Source organism: Parafilimonas sp. (assembly GCF_047606085.1).
Classification (GTDB): Bacteria; Bacteroidota; Bacteroidia; order Chitinophagales; family Chitinophagaceae; genus Parafilimonas.
Genome location: NZ_JASGEX010000104.1, coordinates 22,997 through 37,171 on the forward strand (window position 1 = coordinate 22,997; position 14,175 = coordinate 37,171).

General features: G+C 41.3%; 14 protein-coding genes. 2 read left to right on the plus strand and 12 right to left on the minus strand.

The genetic code is table 11. The features are described from left to right. Window positions 1-23 precede the first annotated feature (23 nt). The 7 genes from murD to mraZ form a co-directional block, all read right to left on the minus strand. Window positions 24-1,415, minus strand: a complete 1,392-nt coding sequence (gene murD, locus QM629_RS09085) for a UDP-N-acetylmuramoyl-L-alanine--D-glutamate ligase (RefSeq protein ID WP_415159383.1) — start codon at window positions 1,413-1,415, stop codon at window positions 24-26. 136 nt (window positions 1,416-1,551) lie between these two features. After that, on the minus strand, window positions 1,552-2,868 hold the full coding sequence (mraY, locus tag QM629_RS09090; protein WP_415159385.1) for a phospho-N-acetylmuramoyl-pentapeptide-transferase: 1,317 nt from the start codon (window positions 2,866-2,868) through the stop codon (window positions 1,552-1,554). A gap of 103 nt (window positions 2,869-2,971) precedes the next feature. Continuing rightward, window positions 2,972-4,450 (minus strand): UDP-N-acetylmuramoyl-L-alanyl-D-glutamate--2,6-diaminopimelate ligase, encoded by a 1,479-nt coding sequence (locus QM629_RS09095; protein ID WP_415159387.1) that lies wholly within the window; start codon window positions 4,448-4,450, stop codon window positions 2,972-2,974. After that, window positions 4,450-6,561 carry a penicillin-binding protein gene (locus QM629_RS09100; RefSeq protein ID WP_415159389.1) on the minus strand — a complete coding sequence of 704 codons (2,112 nt, stop codon included), beginning with the start codon at window positions 6,559-6,561 and terminating at the stop codon, window positions 4,450-4,452. Before QM629_RS09100 ends, QM629_RS09095 begins: the two co-directional genes overlap by 1 nt. 43 nt (window positions 6,562-6,604) lie before the next feature. Then, a complete protein-coding gene (locus QM629_RS09105; RefSeq protein ID WP_415159391.1) occupies window positions 6,605-6,967 on the minus strand; it encodes an FtsL-like putative cell division protein in 363 nt (120 codons plus the stop codon). Between the two features lie 196 nt (window positions 6,968-7,163). Next, on the minus strand, window positions 7,164-8,075 hold the full coding sequence (rsmH, locus tag QM629_RS09110) for a 16S rRNA (cytosine(1402)-N(4))-methyltransferase RsmH (protein ID WP_415159393.1): 912 nt from the start codon (window positions 8,073-8,075) through the stop codon (window positions 7,164-7,166). A 9-nt stretch (window positions 8,076-8,084) separates the two neighbouring features. Then, entirely contained in the window at window positions 8,085-8,537 is a 453-nt protein-coding gene (gene mraZ, locus QM629_RS09115) for a division/cell wall cluster transcriptional repressor MraZ (protein ID WP_415159395.1), read from the minus strand. Window positions 8,538-8,895: 358 nt separating this feature from the next. Between mraZ and QM629_RS09120 the strand changes: the two genes are divergently transcribed. Next, window positions 8,896-10,146, plus strand: coding sequence for an S-adenosylmethionine:tRNA ribosyltransferase-isomerase (locus QM629_RS09120; protein WP_415159397.1), 1,251 nt, complete (start codon window positions 8,896-8,898; stop codon window positions 10,144-10,146). A gap of 83 nt (window positions 10,147-10,229) precedes the next feature. On the opposite strand, the gene QM629_RS09125 is transcribed toward QM629_RS09120, so the two are convergent. The 5 genes from QM629_RS09125 to QM629_RS09145 form a co-directional block, all read right to left on the minus strand. Next, complete coding sequence (locus tag QM629_RS09125; RefSeq protein ID WP_415159399.1) at window positions 10,230-11,105, minus strand: lysophospholipid acyltransferase family protein; 876 nt, start codon at window positions 11,103-11,105, stop codon at window positions 10,230-10,232. Window positions 11,106-11,186: 81 nt separating this feature from the next. Then, complete coding sequence (gene nadB / locus QM629_RS09130) at window positions 11,187-12,824, minus strand: L-aspartate oxidase (protein ID WP_415159401.1); 1,638 nt, start codon at window positions 12,822-12,824, stop codon at window positions 11,187-11,189. A gap of 94 nt (window positions 12,825-12,918) precedes the next feature. Continuing rightward, complete coding sequence (locus QM629_RS09135; RefSeq protein ID WP_415159403.1) at window positions 12,919-13,149, minus strand: hypothetical protein; 231 nt, start codon at window positions 13,147-13,149, stop codon at window positions 12,919-12,921. A gap of 3 nt (window positions 13,150-13,152) precedes the next feature. Continuing rightward, window positions 13,153-13,413 carry a hypothetical protein gene (locus QM629_RS09140; protein ID WP_415159405.1) on the minus strand — a complete coding sequence of 87 codons (261 nt, stop codon included), beginning with the start codon at window positions 13,411-13,413 and terminating at the stop codon, window positions 13,153-13,155. Between the two features lie 123 nt (window positions 13,414-13,536). After that, entirely contained in the window at window positions 13,537-13,695 is a 159-nt protein-coding gene (locus QM629_RS09145; protein ID WP_415159407.1) for a hypothetical protein, read from the minus strand. Between the two features lie 183 nt (window positions 13,696-13,878). Here QM629_RS09145 and QM629_RS09150 point away from each other — a divergent pair, with 183 nt between their 5' ends. After that, entirely contained in the window at window positions 13,879-14,160 is a 282-nt protein-coding gene (locus QM629_RS09150; RefSeq protein WP_415159409.1) for a hypothetical protein, read from the plus strand. Window positions 14,161-14,175: the final 15 nt, after the last annotated feature.

The following is a 14,175-nucleotide window of genomic DNA, read 5'->3' on the forward strand; positions in this document are numbered from 1 at the left end:
CTGCCTGTATGGCCGGAACTGCCTTATAAATCCCTGACAGCTTCCTTAAACTGCCTGCCCCTGTCTCCATAACTACTAAATAAATCAAAACTTGCACAGGCCGGGCTTAACAGCACCACATCGCCTTTGCCTGCAAGCCGGAAAGCCGCGCTCACCGCATCTTTAGCGCTTGCTGTATCAACAATTGGTGAAACCAGCCCGTCAAATGCTTTATGAATTTTTGAATTATCAAGCCCCATACAAACAATGGCTTTCACTTTTTCTTTCACCAGATCTTCAATGAGGCTGTAATCATTGCCTTTGTCAACGCCGCCAAGAATCAGTATTACCGGCTTTTCCATGCTTTCCAAAGCATACCAGGTACTGTTTACATTGGTGGCCTTGCTGTCGTTTATAAATTCAACGCCCCGCACCGCTGCCACCTTTTCCATGCGATGCTCCAGGCTTTGAAAATCTGTAACCGCCATACGGATTATTTCTTTTCGTATGCCCATCACCATTGCAGCAATGCATGATGCCATGGTATTGTACTGATTGTGCTTTCCCTTAAGCGCAAAGTCGTAAACACTCCATGTAGTACGCTCATTATTTATACGCAGCCGCATATTATTATCATTAATATAGCCGCCTTCATTTGATTCATAGTTCATAGAAAATGGTAGTAAGTGTGTGGGTAATGTTATTTCCTGCAGTTTTTTTGTTATCACTTCATCATCCGCATTATAAATGAAGTAATCGTTGCCTGTTGCATTTAATAGTATCCTGAATTTGCTGTTTATATAATTTTCAAACCTGTATTCATACCGGTCTAAATGATCTTCTGTTATGTTCAGCAGCACCGAAACATCGGCTCTGAAGTCTTTTATATCATCCAACTGGAAAGAACTTATTTCCGCCACATACAGGGGCTTTGGGTGTTCAGCAACCTGTTTGGCAAATGAGTAACCAATATTGCCTACCAATGCGCAATCCAAACCTGCTGTTTTGCAGATATGATATATCAATGATGTGGTTGTGCTCTTGCCATTGCTGCCTGTTACGGCTATAATTTTTGCATCGCCTTTAAAGCGGTATGCCAGCTCTATCTCACTGATAACGGGAATTTGTTTATCACGAATGGCTTTCACCATTTCATTCTTCTCCGGGATTCCAGGGCTCTTTACAATTTCATCTGCACTTAATATCTTTTCTGCTGTATGGCCGCATTCTTCAAAGGCTATATTGTTTTCGCTTAGCTCTGTTTTATATCTTTCATTCAGATAGCCAGCATCGCTTAAAAACACGTCATACCCCTTTTGTTTGCCCAGCAAGGCAGCGCCAACACCGCTTTCACCGCCACCGAGGATAAGCAGACGCCCCCCCCGCCCCCTGAAGGGGGAGCCGGTAACAGCGTTTATATTTTTAGTTTCATTCATTGTTCAATTGTTGGCCTAATTTTATGATCATTCTATTTTATTCAAATTTTTAAAACTTAAATTATATAAGCGCTTACATAATTTATACCCATCCATATCCTGCCAATCATTTAATCCGCCCTAATCCTGGTTCAGACTATCTTATTTTTAATGTAATAATTGACGCTACAACTAATAATACCGTGATAATCCAAAACCTTACTGCTATTTTATTTTCGTGAAAACCTTTTTTCTGGTAATGATGGTGCAAGGGGCTCATTAAGAATACACGCCTGCCCTCGCCATATTTCTTCTTTGTGTATTTAAAATACGCTACCTGTATCACCACGCTTACATTTTCAATGAGGAATACGCCACAGAAAATAGGTATCAGCAATTCTTTTCTTACGATGATGGCAAGCGAAGCAATGATGCCGCCCAGTGCAAGGCTACCGGTATCGCCCATAAACACCTGCGCAGGGTAAGCATTGTACCAGAGAAAGCCAATGCATGCACCCACCAATGCGCCAACAAAGATTAATAAATCGCTCAGGTTAGGAATGTACATGATGTTGAGATAGTCGGCCAGCACATAGTTACCGCTTACAAAAACAAATATGCCCAGGCCCGCACCTATAATGGCGCTTACACCACCCGCCAGGCCATCAAGCCCGTCCGTAATATTGGCGCCATTTGAAACAGCCGTTACAATAAATGTTACAATAATGATATAGGGAATCCATGTAAACTTTCCGGCATCGGGGCTTATCCAGCTTATGAGTTTGCTGTAATTAAACTCATGGCTTTTTACAAAAGGAATGGTGGTAATAGGAGTCTTCACTTCAGCAAAACGCCTTTTAACACCATTGATATTGCGCACAACAATATTTGAATCTTTGGCGCGCCTTTCACCAGCCATTAATGTTGAATCAATGGTTTGCCGGCCAATAAGCTCCCGTTCAACCACAACATTATTACTGAAATATAAGGTGGTTCCTATGATAATGCCTAATCCAACCTGGCCTATAATTTTTGAAACACCGGCTAAGCCATCACTGTCTTTCTTTTTGTATGCTTCGCCGGCTTCTTTTGCCTGCTTTCTTGCTTTCAGTTTAAAATAATCATCTAAAAAACCAATGAACCCAAGCCATACCGTACAGAGCAGCATCAGCCGTATGTACGTTTTTTCAAGATCTGCAAACAATAAGGTGGGCACAACAATCGCCAGCAGGATAATGATACCACCCATTGTTGGTGTGCCTTTCTTTTGCTGTTCTCCCTGTAAACCCAGATCACGAACCGTTTCACCAATCTGATTTTTACGCAGCAGGTTTATCACCCTTCTTCCATATACAGTTGCAATGATGAGCGAGAACAGCACAGCCATTGCCGTTCTGAATGAATTGTATTCAAACAGCCTCGCACCCGAAATATCGTAATGCTCATGCAACCATGTGAAGAAGTAGTATAGCATACCCTCTAACTCCCTAAAGGGAGAATTTTTACCTTTTTAAAATTCTAAGTTGCCTCATTTATTCACGTTCCTGCACAACCCCCTTCAGGGCCGGGGCTGTGCCTTACTTGTTTAATAATTCAAACATTGCCCTCAATACTTCCTTATCATCAAAATGCAATTTCCGGTTGCCGATGATCTGGTACTTCTCATGCCCTTTTCCCGCAACCAGGATAATATCTTCACCACTGGCAAAGCTTACTGCCGCCTTTATCGCTTCTCTCCTGTCAGCAATGGATATGGATTTACGCCGGCCTGCACTGTTCAAACCGGCTTCCATATCTTTTAATATCTGTGCCGGGTCTTCGCTGCGCGGGTTATCGCTTGTAAGAATTGTGCGGGTGCTTAATGCCGCCGCTATCTCTGCCATTTCAGGGCGCTTGGTTTTATCGCGGTCGCCGCCACAGCCCACCACTGTTATAACCTGCTCATCGCCCCTGCGTAATTTTTTTATGGTTGACAACACATTTTCCAAAGCATCCGGCGTGTGCGCATAATCAACAATGCCGATTATTTTTTCTTTACTGATGATGTAATCAAACCGGCCTTCAGCGCCGGTTAAACTGCTTAGGATCAACAACACTTTTTCGCTGTCCTCTTTCAAACAAATGGCGGCGCCATACACTGCTAAAAGATTATATGCATTGAATTCGCCGATCAGGCGAAAGTGTACTTCCTTATCATTTACCAGCATTACCAAACCGGTTAGTGCATTCTCTAAAATCTTCCCTTTGAAATCGGCAATATTTTTTAAGCTGTAATAATATTTTTTAGCAGGTGTGCTCTGCAACATCACCGTACCGCGCTTTTCATCCAGGTTTGATAAAGCGAAAGCATCGCTGGTGAGGTTATCGAAGAATGATTTCTTTACACGGATATATTCATCGAATGTTTTATGATAATCGAGATGATCGTGTGTTATATTGCTGAAGATGCCACCGGAAAAATGCAGGCCTGTAATACGATGCTGATGAATGGCGTGGCTGCTGCATTCCATAAATATGTGCGTGCAGCCGGCATCGGCCATTTGCTTTAATAAAGCATTTAAGCTTATGGCATCCGGCGTGGTATGGGTTGCAGGGATAATTTCATCCGCTATTTGATTCTGCACGGTGCTTATCAAACCGCATTTATATCCCAAACCGTTGAACAGCTTAAACAATAAGGTTGCAATGGTGGTTTTGCCATTTGTTCCGGTAACGCCAACCAGCTTTAATTTTTTGGAAGGCTCATTATAAAAATTATGGGCGATGTAAGCAGCAGCTTCATGGGCATTCTTAACCTGTATATAGGTAACCGCATCGTTTAACCGCATCGGCAGTTCTTCACACACAATAATGGTTGCGCCTTTATCAATGGATGGCTGAATAAAATCATGCCCATTAACCTTCTCCCCTTTTATGGCAATGAACATGGAAGCCCCCATCCCCTGAAGGGGAGTGATGTTGCGGGAATCAATAGTTATACTATTTACATTCACATCACGTTTGCCATGAATTGCAATGATGCGCACCTTATATAATATGTCTTCCAGTTTCTTCACTAATTCAAATCAAGTTTTATTTGTTGCCCTTTCTCAATAGGCGTTCCTTCGGTTATTGACTGATTGGCTACTTTTCCAACGCCGTTTATTTTTACCACCAACCCGGCATCTTCACAGATGTATAAAGCATCTTTTAAACCCAGCCCTTTTAATGCAGGCATATATTTATTGCTTAAAGGCATGTTTGCCAGCACAGGTTTATCCTGATTTTTATACATTTTAGCCAGGCTCGTTTTTGCAGAATCCTTATACGAAATGTTTATGGCGGAAAGAATTGATTTAATATCGTCTTCATAACCGGCATAGCTGTAGTTATCATTATCATCTGGCTTTACTGAAGCATACATAACATCGGGCTGCGGTGCATTTAAGGTAACCAGCCTGTCTGCTATTTCCCTGAACACAGGGCCGGCAACCAGTGCGCCGTAGAATATAGGTGCATGCGGTTTGTTTTTTATCACTACAACGCAAGTGTATTGGGGATTATCGGCAGGAAAATAACCGGCAAATGATGACTGGTAAATATGATCTGCATAACCATATTTGCCATTGGCAACGAGTGCTGTACCTGTTTTCCCGGCAACAGGATACGTTGCACCTTTAAACAACCTGAAGGCGGTGGAACCTGAATCTTTGCAAACACCAACAAGGCATTCCTTTAATTGTTTCAGCGTCAGGCTATCGCAAATGGTTTCAACAGGATATGGTTGTTTTTGCTGAATGATATTGCCTTCCTGCATTACGCTGTTTAATAAATAAGGCCGCATCATTACACCATTATTGGCAACAGCATTGTATAACATGCAGGTATGTAAAGGAGAAATCAGTACGTTGTAACCAAAGGCCATCCAGGGCAAGGTTGTAGCGCTCCAGTATTTACTGCCGGGGTGATCAACAAACGGCGGGCGCTCTCCGTATAAATCTATCCCCGTTAATGAATCGAGATGTAATGCTTTTAAATGATTGATAAACTGCGAAGGATTGGAAGCATAACTTGCATAGGCCAGTTTTGCCAAACCAACATTGGAACTTAATTCAAAGGCACGCTTCACGGTAACATTTGTTTGGCCGTGCTGCTCACTGTCGTAAACCGTTCTCCTGTTTATCTGCCACGTACCGCCTTCAAGGTTTACGATGCTGTTAAGTGAGAACTTTTTGTCCTCCAGAACAGAAAGCATGGTGGCCAGTTTAAATGTTGAACCTGGCTCCGCAGGCGACATAGCATAATTAAAATCTTCCCAGTAAGAGCCATCTTTCTGGCGGCCGAGATTGGCAATGGCTTTTATCTTTCCTGTCTTCACTTCCATTACAATAGCACAACCATGTTCTGCTTCGTTCTGCACCATCATTTTCATTAAAGCGTTCTCTGTTATCTCCTGTATGCGGCTGTCAAGTGTTGTTGTAATATCTTTGCCGTTTTTTGGTTCAATATCATAATCTTCATTCACCGGAACGGCAATTCCGCCGGATATATACCTTACCAAACGCTTGCCCGGCATGCCTTTCAGCAAAGTATCATACGTTTGTTCGAGGCCCACTTTTTGCGCATTCTGCCTTTCCAGGCCAATTGTTCTGAACGCTAACAATTGATAGGGATTAAGGCGGATGTTCTGCACTTCAGCTATAAAACCGCTTTTGTTTTTACCAAGCCTTACCAGCGGAAAAGCTTTCAATTGCTGGTATTCATCAAAGCTTACCTTTTTCTTTAAAGCAAAATAGCGGGCTTTGCTTTTAAAACCTTTATTAAGAACAGCTTTATACCGGGCTGCTGTTTTATCTTTAAAAAGATCAGCAAGGCATAAGCTCAGGGAGTCAATATTTTCTTTAAACACTTTGCCATTATCCTGGATCAGGCCATCGGCTTTAAAGTCAATATAAATATCAAACTGGGGAATGCTGGTGCTGAGCATCTGGCCGTCTTCGCTGTAAATGGTGCCGCGTTCTGCGTCCACACTTTCAATGCGGGTATGCATGCTATCGCTCATGCCGCGCCAGTATGCACCCTGTACCTGCTGAATGTAAAATGCCTTACCAACAATACAAACACATATTACAGCTATTGCTATAAAGCAGAGATATACGCGCCATAATATGTCTTTCTTTATTTCCATTGTTAGACCTCACCCCAACCCCTCTCCAAAAGAGAGGGGCTTTTTAGTTCGCGATATTTTTATTATTGTTTTTTAATGTTGAATCTGTTGACAGCTTTACCGGCGGTGTTGTGCCGGGCTTTAAGCCTAAAGCGGCGGCGGCCTGCGTTACCTGCGATTCACGGCTGCGGTACATTTCCAGGCTTTTTAAATTCTTATACTCATACTCCATATCTTTCACCTGCTTCTGCGTTATGTTAATGTCGCGGATGGTATCATCCGCCCAATGGCCATTGGCGATATAAACAACCGCCAGCGTTGCGAGAAAAAGTAAAAAACCAAAATGCCTTACTATCCAGGCATAATTTATCCAGCCGCTGCCCGGGGCAGTTTGCGCTGTTTCTGCTTTTTTACTGAATAAGCCCATTGAATAATTTTGTTTTTATATGATTTAACCTGACAGGTTATGTGATTTTTTTGCTGAATTATTTAATGCAGCACAAGTGTTGCGACCTCCGGGTCAAGCCCGAAGGCAGGCTCCACCATGATGCCACCTGCACAACTGCCTGTCACCAAATAAATTTCCAACTACCGGTCTGACGCTTTTTAAGCGTCAGACCGCGTTATATTTTTTCTGCAACACGAAGTTTTGCACTGCGCGACCTCGGATTTTTTTTTAACTCTTCGGCGCCTGGCGTTACAGGTTTTTTATATACTGTTTTGAATACCGGTTGCTTTTGTGCTGTGCTGAAAGGATTGTTTTCATCTTCGCCTGTGCCTGCCTGTTTAAAGAAGTTTTTTACAATGCGGTCCTCTATGGAGTGGAATGTGATGATGGCAACTCTTGCCTGCGGGAGCAACAGATCGGGTAACTGATTAAGCATTTCGGTAAGGGCGCCCATTTCGTCGTTCACCTCAATTCTTAGTGCCTGGAAAACCTGTGCGAAATACTTGTTGGGATTGCCTTTTACAACAGGCTGCAGCATGAGCCTGAAAGACGCTATATCTTTTAATGATGTTGTGCCGCGCTGCTGTACAATATGCTTTGCTAATGTTTTAGAATTGGAAACTTCGCCGTACTGTTCGAATAATTTATGCAGCTGTGGTTCGGTGTACCGCATTAAAACCTGCGCCGCTGTTTTTTCTGTGCGTTTATCCATGCGCATATCCAATGGGCCGTTGAAACGTGTGGAAAATCCTCTTTCCGCTTCATCGAACTGGAAGCTGCTTACGCCAAGATCTGCCAGCACCCCGTTTACTTTTCCATACTTATACAGTTTTAAAAAGCGCTGCAAATGGCGGAAGTTATGCGGAACAAAAATGAGCCGTTCATCGGCCGGGATATTTTGCTGCGCATCAGCATCCTGGTCAAAGGCAATCAATCTGCCTTCAGCGCCTAATTTTTGAAGAATGCCTTTTGCATGGCCGCCGCCGCCGAAAGTGCAGTCAACATATATGCCGTTTGGCTGAATGTTAAGCGCCTCAATAGCCTCGTTGAATAAAACAGGAACATGATAGGATGATTCAGGCTGCATATAACCGTTTTAAAAGTTTATGCCGGCTGTAACATCTGAGGCAAGGCTTGCGAAAGCATCAGATGAAAAATCTTCAAAGAGCTTTTTGTACTTACCGGAATCCCAGATCTTTATTTTATCAATATCAGAGGCAAGCAAAATATCCTTACCCAGCCCTGCATATTCCTTCAGCGAAGGCGGCAATAAAATCCTTCCCGCACTGTCTAACTCCACATAACTGGCGCCGCCCACAAACAATGTTCTGAACTGGCTTACCTTCGGATTAAATTCGTTCAGCTTTTTAATTTTCTCTTCAATGGCTTCCCAGCTTTTTTGTGGATACAGGAGCAAACATTTTTCAAAGCCACGGCTGATTACCATAGTGGTGGTTCCTTCCGGCATTTGTTTTTTCAACCCGCCAGGGAGAAGGAAGCGCCCTTTGGCATCAATTGTTGCTTCATATTCACCCAGAAAACCAGCCATTTAGAGAATTTAAAGAACGAATGTATAAAATAATGACACAAAATAACACTTTTTCCCACTTTAATTTGAAATTTGGGCGTTTGATATTTTTCCACATATTTATTTTGGGCTGAAATGCAATAGCAATAAGGGTTTTAGCAGTTTTTTATTGAAAACCCCGGCATTTTATGTGCAGATGCGGTGGATAAGCTGTGGCTGGAGAGGAAAAGAATGTGATTTCAGCACTTTATAACATTTACGTTTTGATTGATATGGAACAGATAAATTACTTCGTGCAACTTTGTGTCTTCCTGTCTTTGTGGTTTACAGGTATTTGAACCACGAAGGCGCTAAGGCACGAAGAAACACAAAGAAGAAAATGAACATTTCCCCCAAACAATTACAGATAAAAGATTTTGATTACAATTTGCCGGATGAAAAAATAGCCAGGCATCCGCTGGCAAAAAGAGATGCAAGCAAACTGCTTATATATAAAAAAGATGAAGAAACAAAGGAAGATGTGTTCACAAATCTTGCCAATTACCTGCCTGAAAACTCGCTCATCATTTTTAATAATACAAAAGTGGTTGAAGCAAGGTTGCTGTTTAAAAAAGCAACCGGCACAACCATTGAAATCTTTTGCCTTGAACCGGCTGATGATTATGCAGACATCACCACGGCAATGTTCCAGCATAACAAAGTTTTATGGAAATGTTTAATAGGCAATGCGAAGAAATGGAAAGATGAAATACTCGTAAAGAAGATTTTGCATGATGGGAAAGAAATTGAACTCAGTGCAAAAAAAATAAGCCGGCAGGGTGAAAATTTTATTGTTGAATTTTCATGGAACGATGAACAGTTAAGCTTTGCAGAAACACTGCATATTTCCGGCGTAATTCCATTGCCGCCTTACCTGCGCCGGGATGCAGAAGAAGATGATAAAAAACGCTATCAAACAGTTTATGCAAAATATGATGGCTCTGTTGCAGCGCCTACCGCAGGCCTGCATTTTACAGATGAAGTTTTTGAAAAACTATCAGCAAAAAAAATTGCAAGGGATTTTGTAACGCTGCATGTGGGCGCAGGCACTTTTAAGCCTGTAAAAACAGAAACGATTGAAGCACATGAAATGCATTCGGAGTTTTTTGAAGTAAGTGTTGAGTTAATTGAGAAACTCATTCATCAATCAAACCCAAATATTATTGCTGTTGGCACAACAAGCTTAAGAACTCTGGAAAGCTTATATTGGATGGGAATAAAGGCCGGTCAACAGTCAACAGTCAATGGTCAACAGAATCTCACTATTGATGACATCTCTATACATCAATGGGATGTATATGAGTTGAATGATGAAAACATTCCTGTTGAAGATGCTTTAATGTCTCTGCTTGAATGGATGAAAGCAAACAATATGAAAAAACTCATTGCGAAAACACAAATCCTTATTGCTCCGCCTTATAAATTAAAGATTGCAGATATTTTAATCACGAATTTTCATCAGCCTAAATCTACGTTGTTATTACTGGTGGCTGCTATTGTTGGTAACGACTGGAAGAAAGTATATGATTATGCATTGAACAATAACTTCCGCTTTCTCAGTTATGGCGATAGTTGCTTATTCTTTACATAACTGTTTTATTTCTTTACATCGTAGCGATACATATTATTTTTTGCGCACAGAGCAAAGGAGTTATCAAAGAGATTTTTACATCATCATAAAGCACGGTGTTTTGCAGGATTGAATGTGCGCTTCCAGCGCCGGTGCGTCCATAAATAATTTTCAGGTTGTTCGCGCATATTTTCTTCAATCAAATCCCTTGTGCGTTTTGTTATTTCACCTTCCTGCAACTGTCGCGGGCTATCGGTTATTTCAATCAAAGCTCCATGATAATATCCACGTTTTACTTTTTTAAAATTCACATAAATACAAACGCTGTTGTTTAAACGCGCCGTTTTTTCGGGACCGGTAACAAATGGCGCCATCTTATTAAAAAACGACAGCCAGTACGCCAGGTTATAACTGCCTGCATTCTGGTCGGCAACAAATACAAGGCATGATTGCTGTTTGCTGTAGGGTTTAAAATCTTTAAGAAAAGAGGTTGCCCGGATCATTTTTGCATTAAAGCGTGTGCGCAGTTTAATAAACACCTTGTCAATTGCTTTACCGGTTATTGGCATATAAACAACCAGCACAGGAAATCTTGAAGCAAAGCTTACAGAAAGGTTTGCATATTCCCAGTTAAAAAAATGGCCAAGGTGCAACTGCACATTTTTTCCCTGGCGATAATATTTATCCAGAAATTCATAATCCCAGGTCATACGGTTTTGCAATTGGGCAGGAGAAATGCTGAAGAGCTTTATTACTTCCATAAAATTATCTGTAAAATTTTTATAGAAGCTTTTTGCAATGCGCTTTCTTTCTGCTTCTGTTTTATTTGGAAATGCAACGGCAATATTTGAAAATACCACTGCTTTTCTATACCCTATAATATAATAGATAAGCACATAAGCGAGGTAGCTGATGCCATACAGGAACCAAAAAGGCAGTAAAGAAACAAGATATAAAAAGGCATAAAGAATGTAGTACATAAGACCTCACCCCCTGCCCCCTCTCCAAAGGAGAGGGGAATTAAATCCGTCTATAGAATAATAATCTTTCAAATAAGTGTTTTATAAAATTATATTTTGAAGTAGTTTGCTTTTATCCGGATGATCCGTATTGTAATGCAGGCCGCGGCTTTCTTTTCTGAACTCAGCGCTTTTTACAATTAAATATCCTGCCGTAATTAAATTTCTTAACTCACATAGCTGTGGTGAAACTTTGGTTGACCGGTACAAAGCTTCCGTTTCAACAAACAACAGGTCGAGACGTTTCATGGCGCGCTCAAGGCGCACATCATTGCGAACAATACCAACATAATCGCTCATTATCTGCTGCAGCTCTTTGAGGCTTTGGGTAATGAGGATCATTTCCTTTGGTTCGGAAGTACCGAGGGCATTCCAGTCAGGGACCTCATCCCAACCCTTCCCGAATGGTCGGGACAAGTCCTCCAAAAGAGAGGGGCTTTTTAAAACGCTCATTTTTTCAACCGTGCTTACATAAGCACGGTGACCAAATACCATTGCTTCCAAAAGACTGTTGCTTGCCAAACGGTTGGCGCCATGTAAGCCCGTGCTGGCGCATTCGCCGCAGGCATATAAATTCAATATGGATGTTTGCGCCCATTCATCTGTTTTTACACCGCCGCAACTGTAATGCGCCGCCGGCGCCACCGGTATCATTTGCTTTGAAACGTCTATGCCTATGCTTAAACATTTTTCATAAATATTGGGGAAATGATGAATGAATTTTTCCAGGTTCATGTGGCGGCAATCGAGATATACATGCTCCGTTCCTGAACGTTTCATTTCATTATCAATAGCACGGGCAACAATATCGCGGGGCGCAAGGTCTTTTCTTTCATCATAGCGTACCATGAAGGCCTCGCCATCTTTATTGCGCAGTATGCCGCCATCGCCACGCACCGCTTCCGTAATCAGGAACGAAGGAGAAACACCAGGCTCGAATAAAGCGGTGGGATGAAACTGGATGAACTCCATATTTTCCACCCTGCCCTTTGCCCGATACACCATGGCAATGCCATCGCCGGTTGCAATCCTGGGATTGGTGGTGGTGCGGTAAACCTGTCCGCAGCCACCTGATGCCAGAACGGTGATGGGCGATAATATCTTTTCAATCTGGTTGGTATTGATGTTTAAAACATATACGCCATAGCAGGTAATATCTGTTGCTGATTTTGTAACAAGATAACCAAGATGGTGCTGTGTAATAATATCAACAACAAAGCAGTAATTTATAAACTTTATGTTGGGGGATTTCTTTACTTCTTTTAATAAGGCGCGCTCAATCTCTTTGCCCGTTACATCTTTATGATGAAGAATGCGGTTTTCGCTGTGGCCGCCTTCCCTGCCCAAAGTATATTCACCGGTTTCATCTTTATCGAAGCGGGCTCCGTATTCTATTATTTCACGAATGCGCTCCGGACCTTCTTTTACAACAATCTCCACAATGTGTTCATTGCATAACCCATCGCCGGCAATTAACGTATCTTCAATGTGTTTATCGAAGCTGTCGTTTTCATCGTTCCACACACCGGCCACGCCGCCCTGTGCATACTTGGTATTGGTTTCATCCGATGTTGTTTTTGTGAGCACAATAATTTCTTTTTCGGGAAAGGCTTTTGCCATCTTAATAGAATAAGTAAGACCGGCAACGCCCGAGCCAATGACAAGAAAATCTGTTTGCATAGGGTGCAAATTTAGCTGCTGAAGAGTTATAGAAACAGCAATTATTTTTTGTGTAAACTAACCTTTCTACGACATTATTGATAATAAGAGCAGCTTATTTATTTGCCAGCACAATTAAATCAAAATATAATAAACGGGTTTTCAGTTCATATTCTGCAGGCAGGTTTGTACTTTCTTTTTCCTGCTCTTCTGCGCTGAACAGTTCTATAAAACCATTACGTTTATAGTAGCTTAATGGTTTGGGTTCATTATATGCGTCCACCACTAAAAAACGGCAGGCCGTTTTATTGTCCGGGTCTATAAACCATGCTTTAATAAAATTCATCAGTTAGTCGCCAATTGTTTGCGTTTCATTTTCTAATTTCCTGAAATTTACATTTACGCCTGATCGCCCAATCAATACGGCAGGATAACTTTTCATTTGTTTCTCGCGTGGTACAGCCGTGTTTACTTTTTTCTTTCTTGCGTTAGGCAGCGTAAATGTTTTAATGCTATCGTTTGAAACAGTAAATGCACAAATAATTTCTGCGGGATTTTCGTCTAAAGTAAAACAATAGCTTTTGCCCAAAAGTTCGAAAGTGTATAGCAAAACGTCTTTTGCGAAAAACTCATTTAAATCCTTATTGCCGCAATCGAAAGGCAGGCACTTTTTTAAAATGTCCTGATTGTAAACCCTTAGTGTACACTTGTTCAGCAGGAACCCCAAAGTAATTTATTTTAGTTCGGCTTTTGCAAGAATCTTAGATGAAATAGAAATCTCTTTGGTAAACTTTACGGTAGCTTTTTTGGCAGCGCTGGCAATGGCTTTCCTGTTAAAGGTTTCGGAAACCTTATCTTTTAATACCGGAACTGTTTTAATTGCGATTGCCATAAATCACTCGTTTTAATCTTATAAAAATACTGCTAATTTTAGCTTAGAAAATATTTTGACTCTGGTATCATCTTTATTTTAAGCAAAAGAAAATGTTAGCCGGTAAATTTATTTTTTAATGCTCCAACGATTATTCCTTTCCACTCCTGTAACTTTAAATAATTTAATGCAAAGCCAAAAAAGATGTTTAAAAATTATCTCAAAACAGCCTGGCGCAATATAATTAAGCATCGTTTCTATTCAACTGTAAATATTATTGGCTTGTCAACAGGAATTGCATTTACCTTATTGATTGCCGCTTATGTTTGGAGCGAATTAAATGTAAATAAAGCAATACCTGAAGCGAACAGAATTTTTAATGACTATCCGTTTTTTGGAAAAGGTCTGTACCATGGATTTTCCAGCGTTGCGACCAATACCCTGTCAAATAAACTCTGCCCAAAGAACCTTCGGTTAAACTTGTAACAAAATTCATTCAGA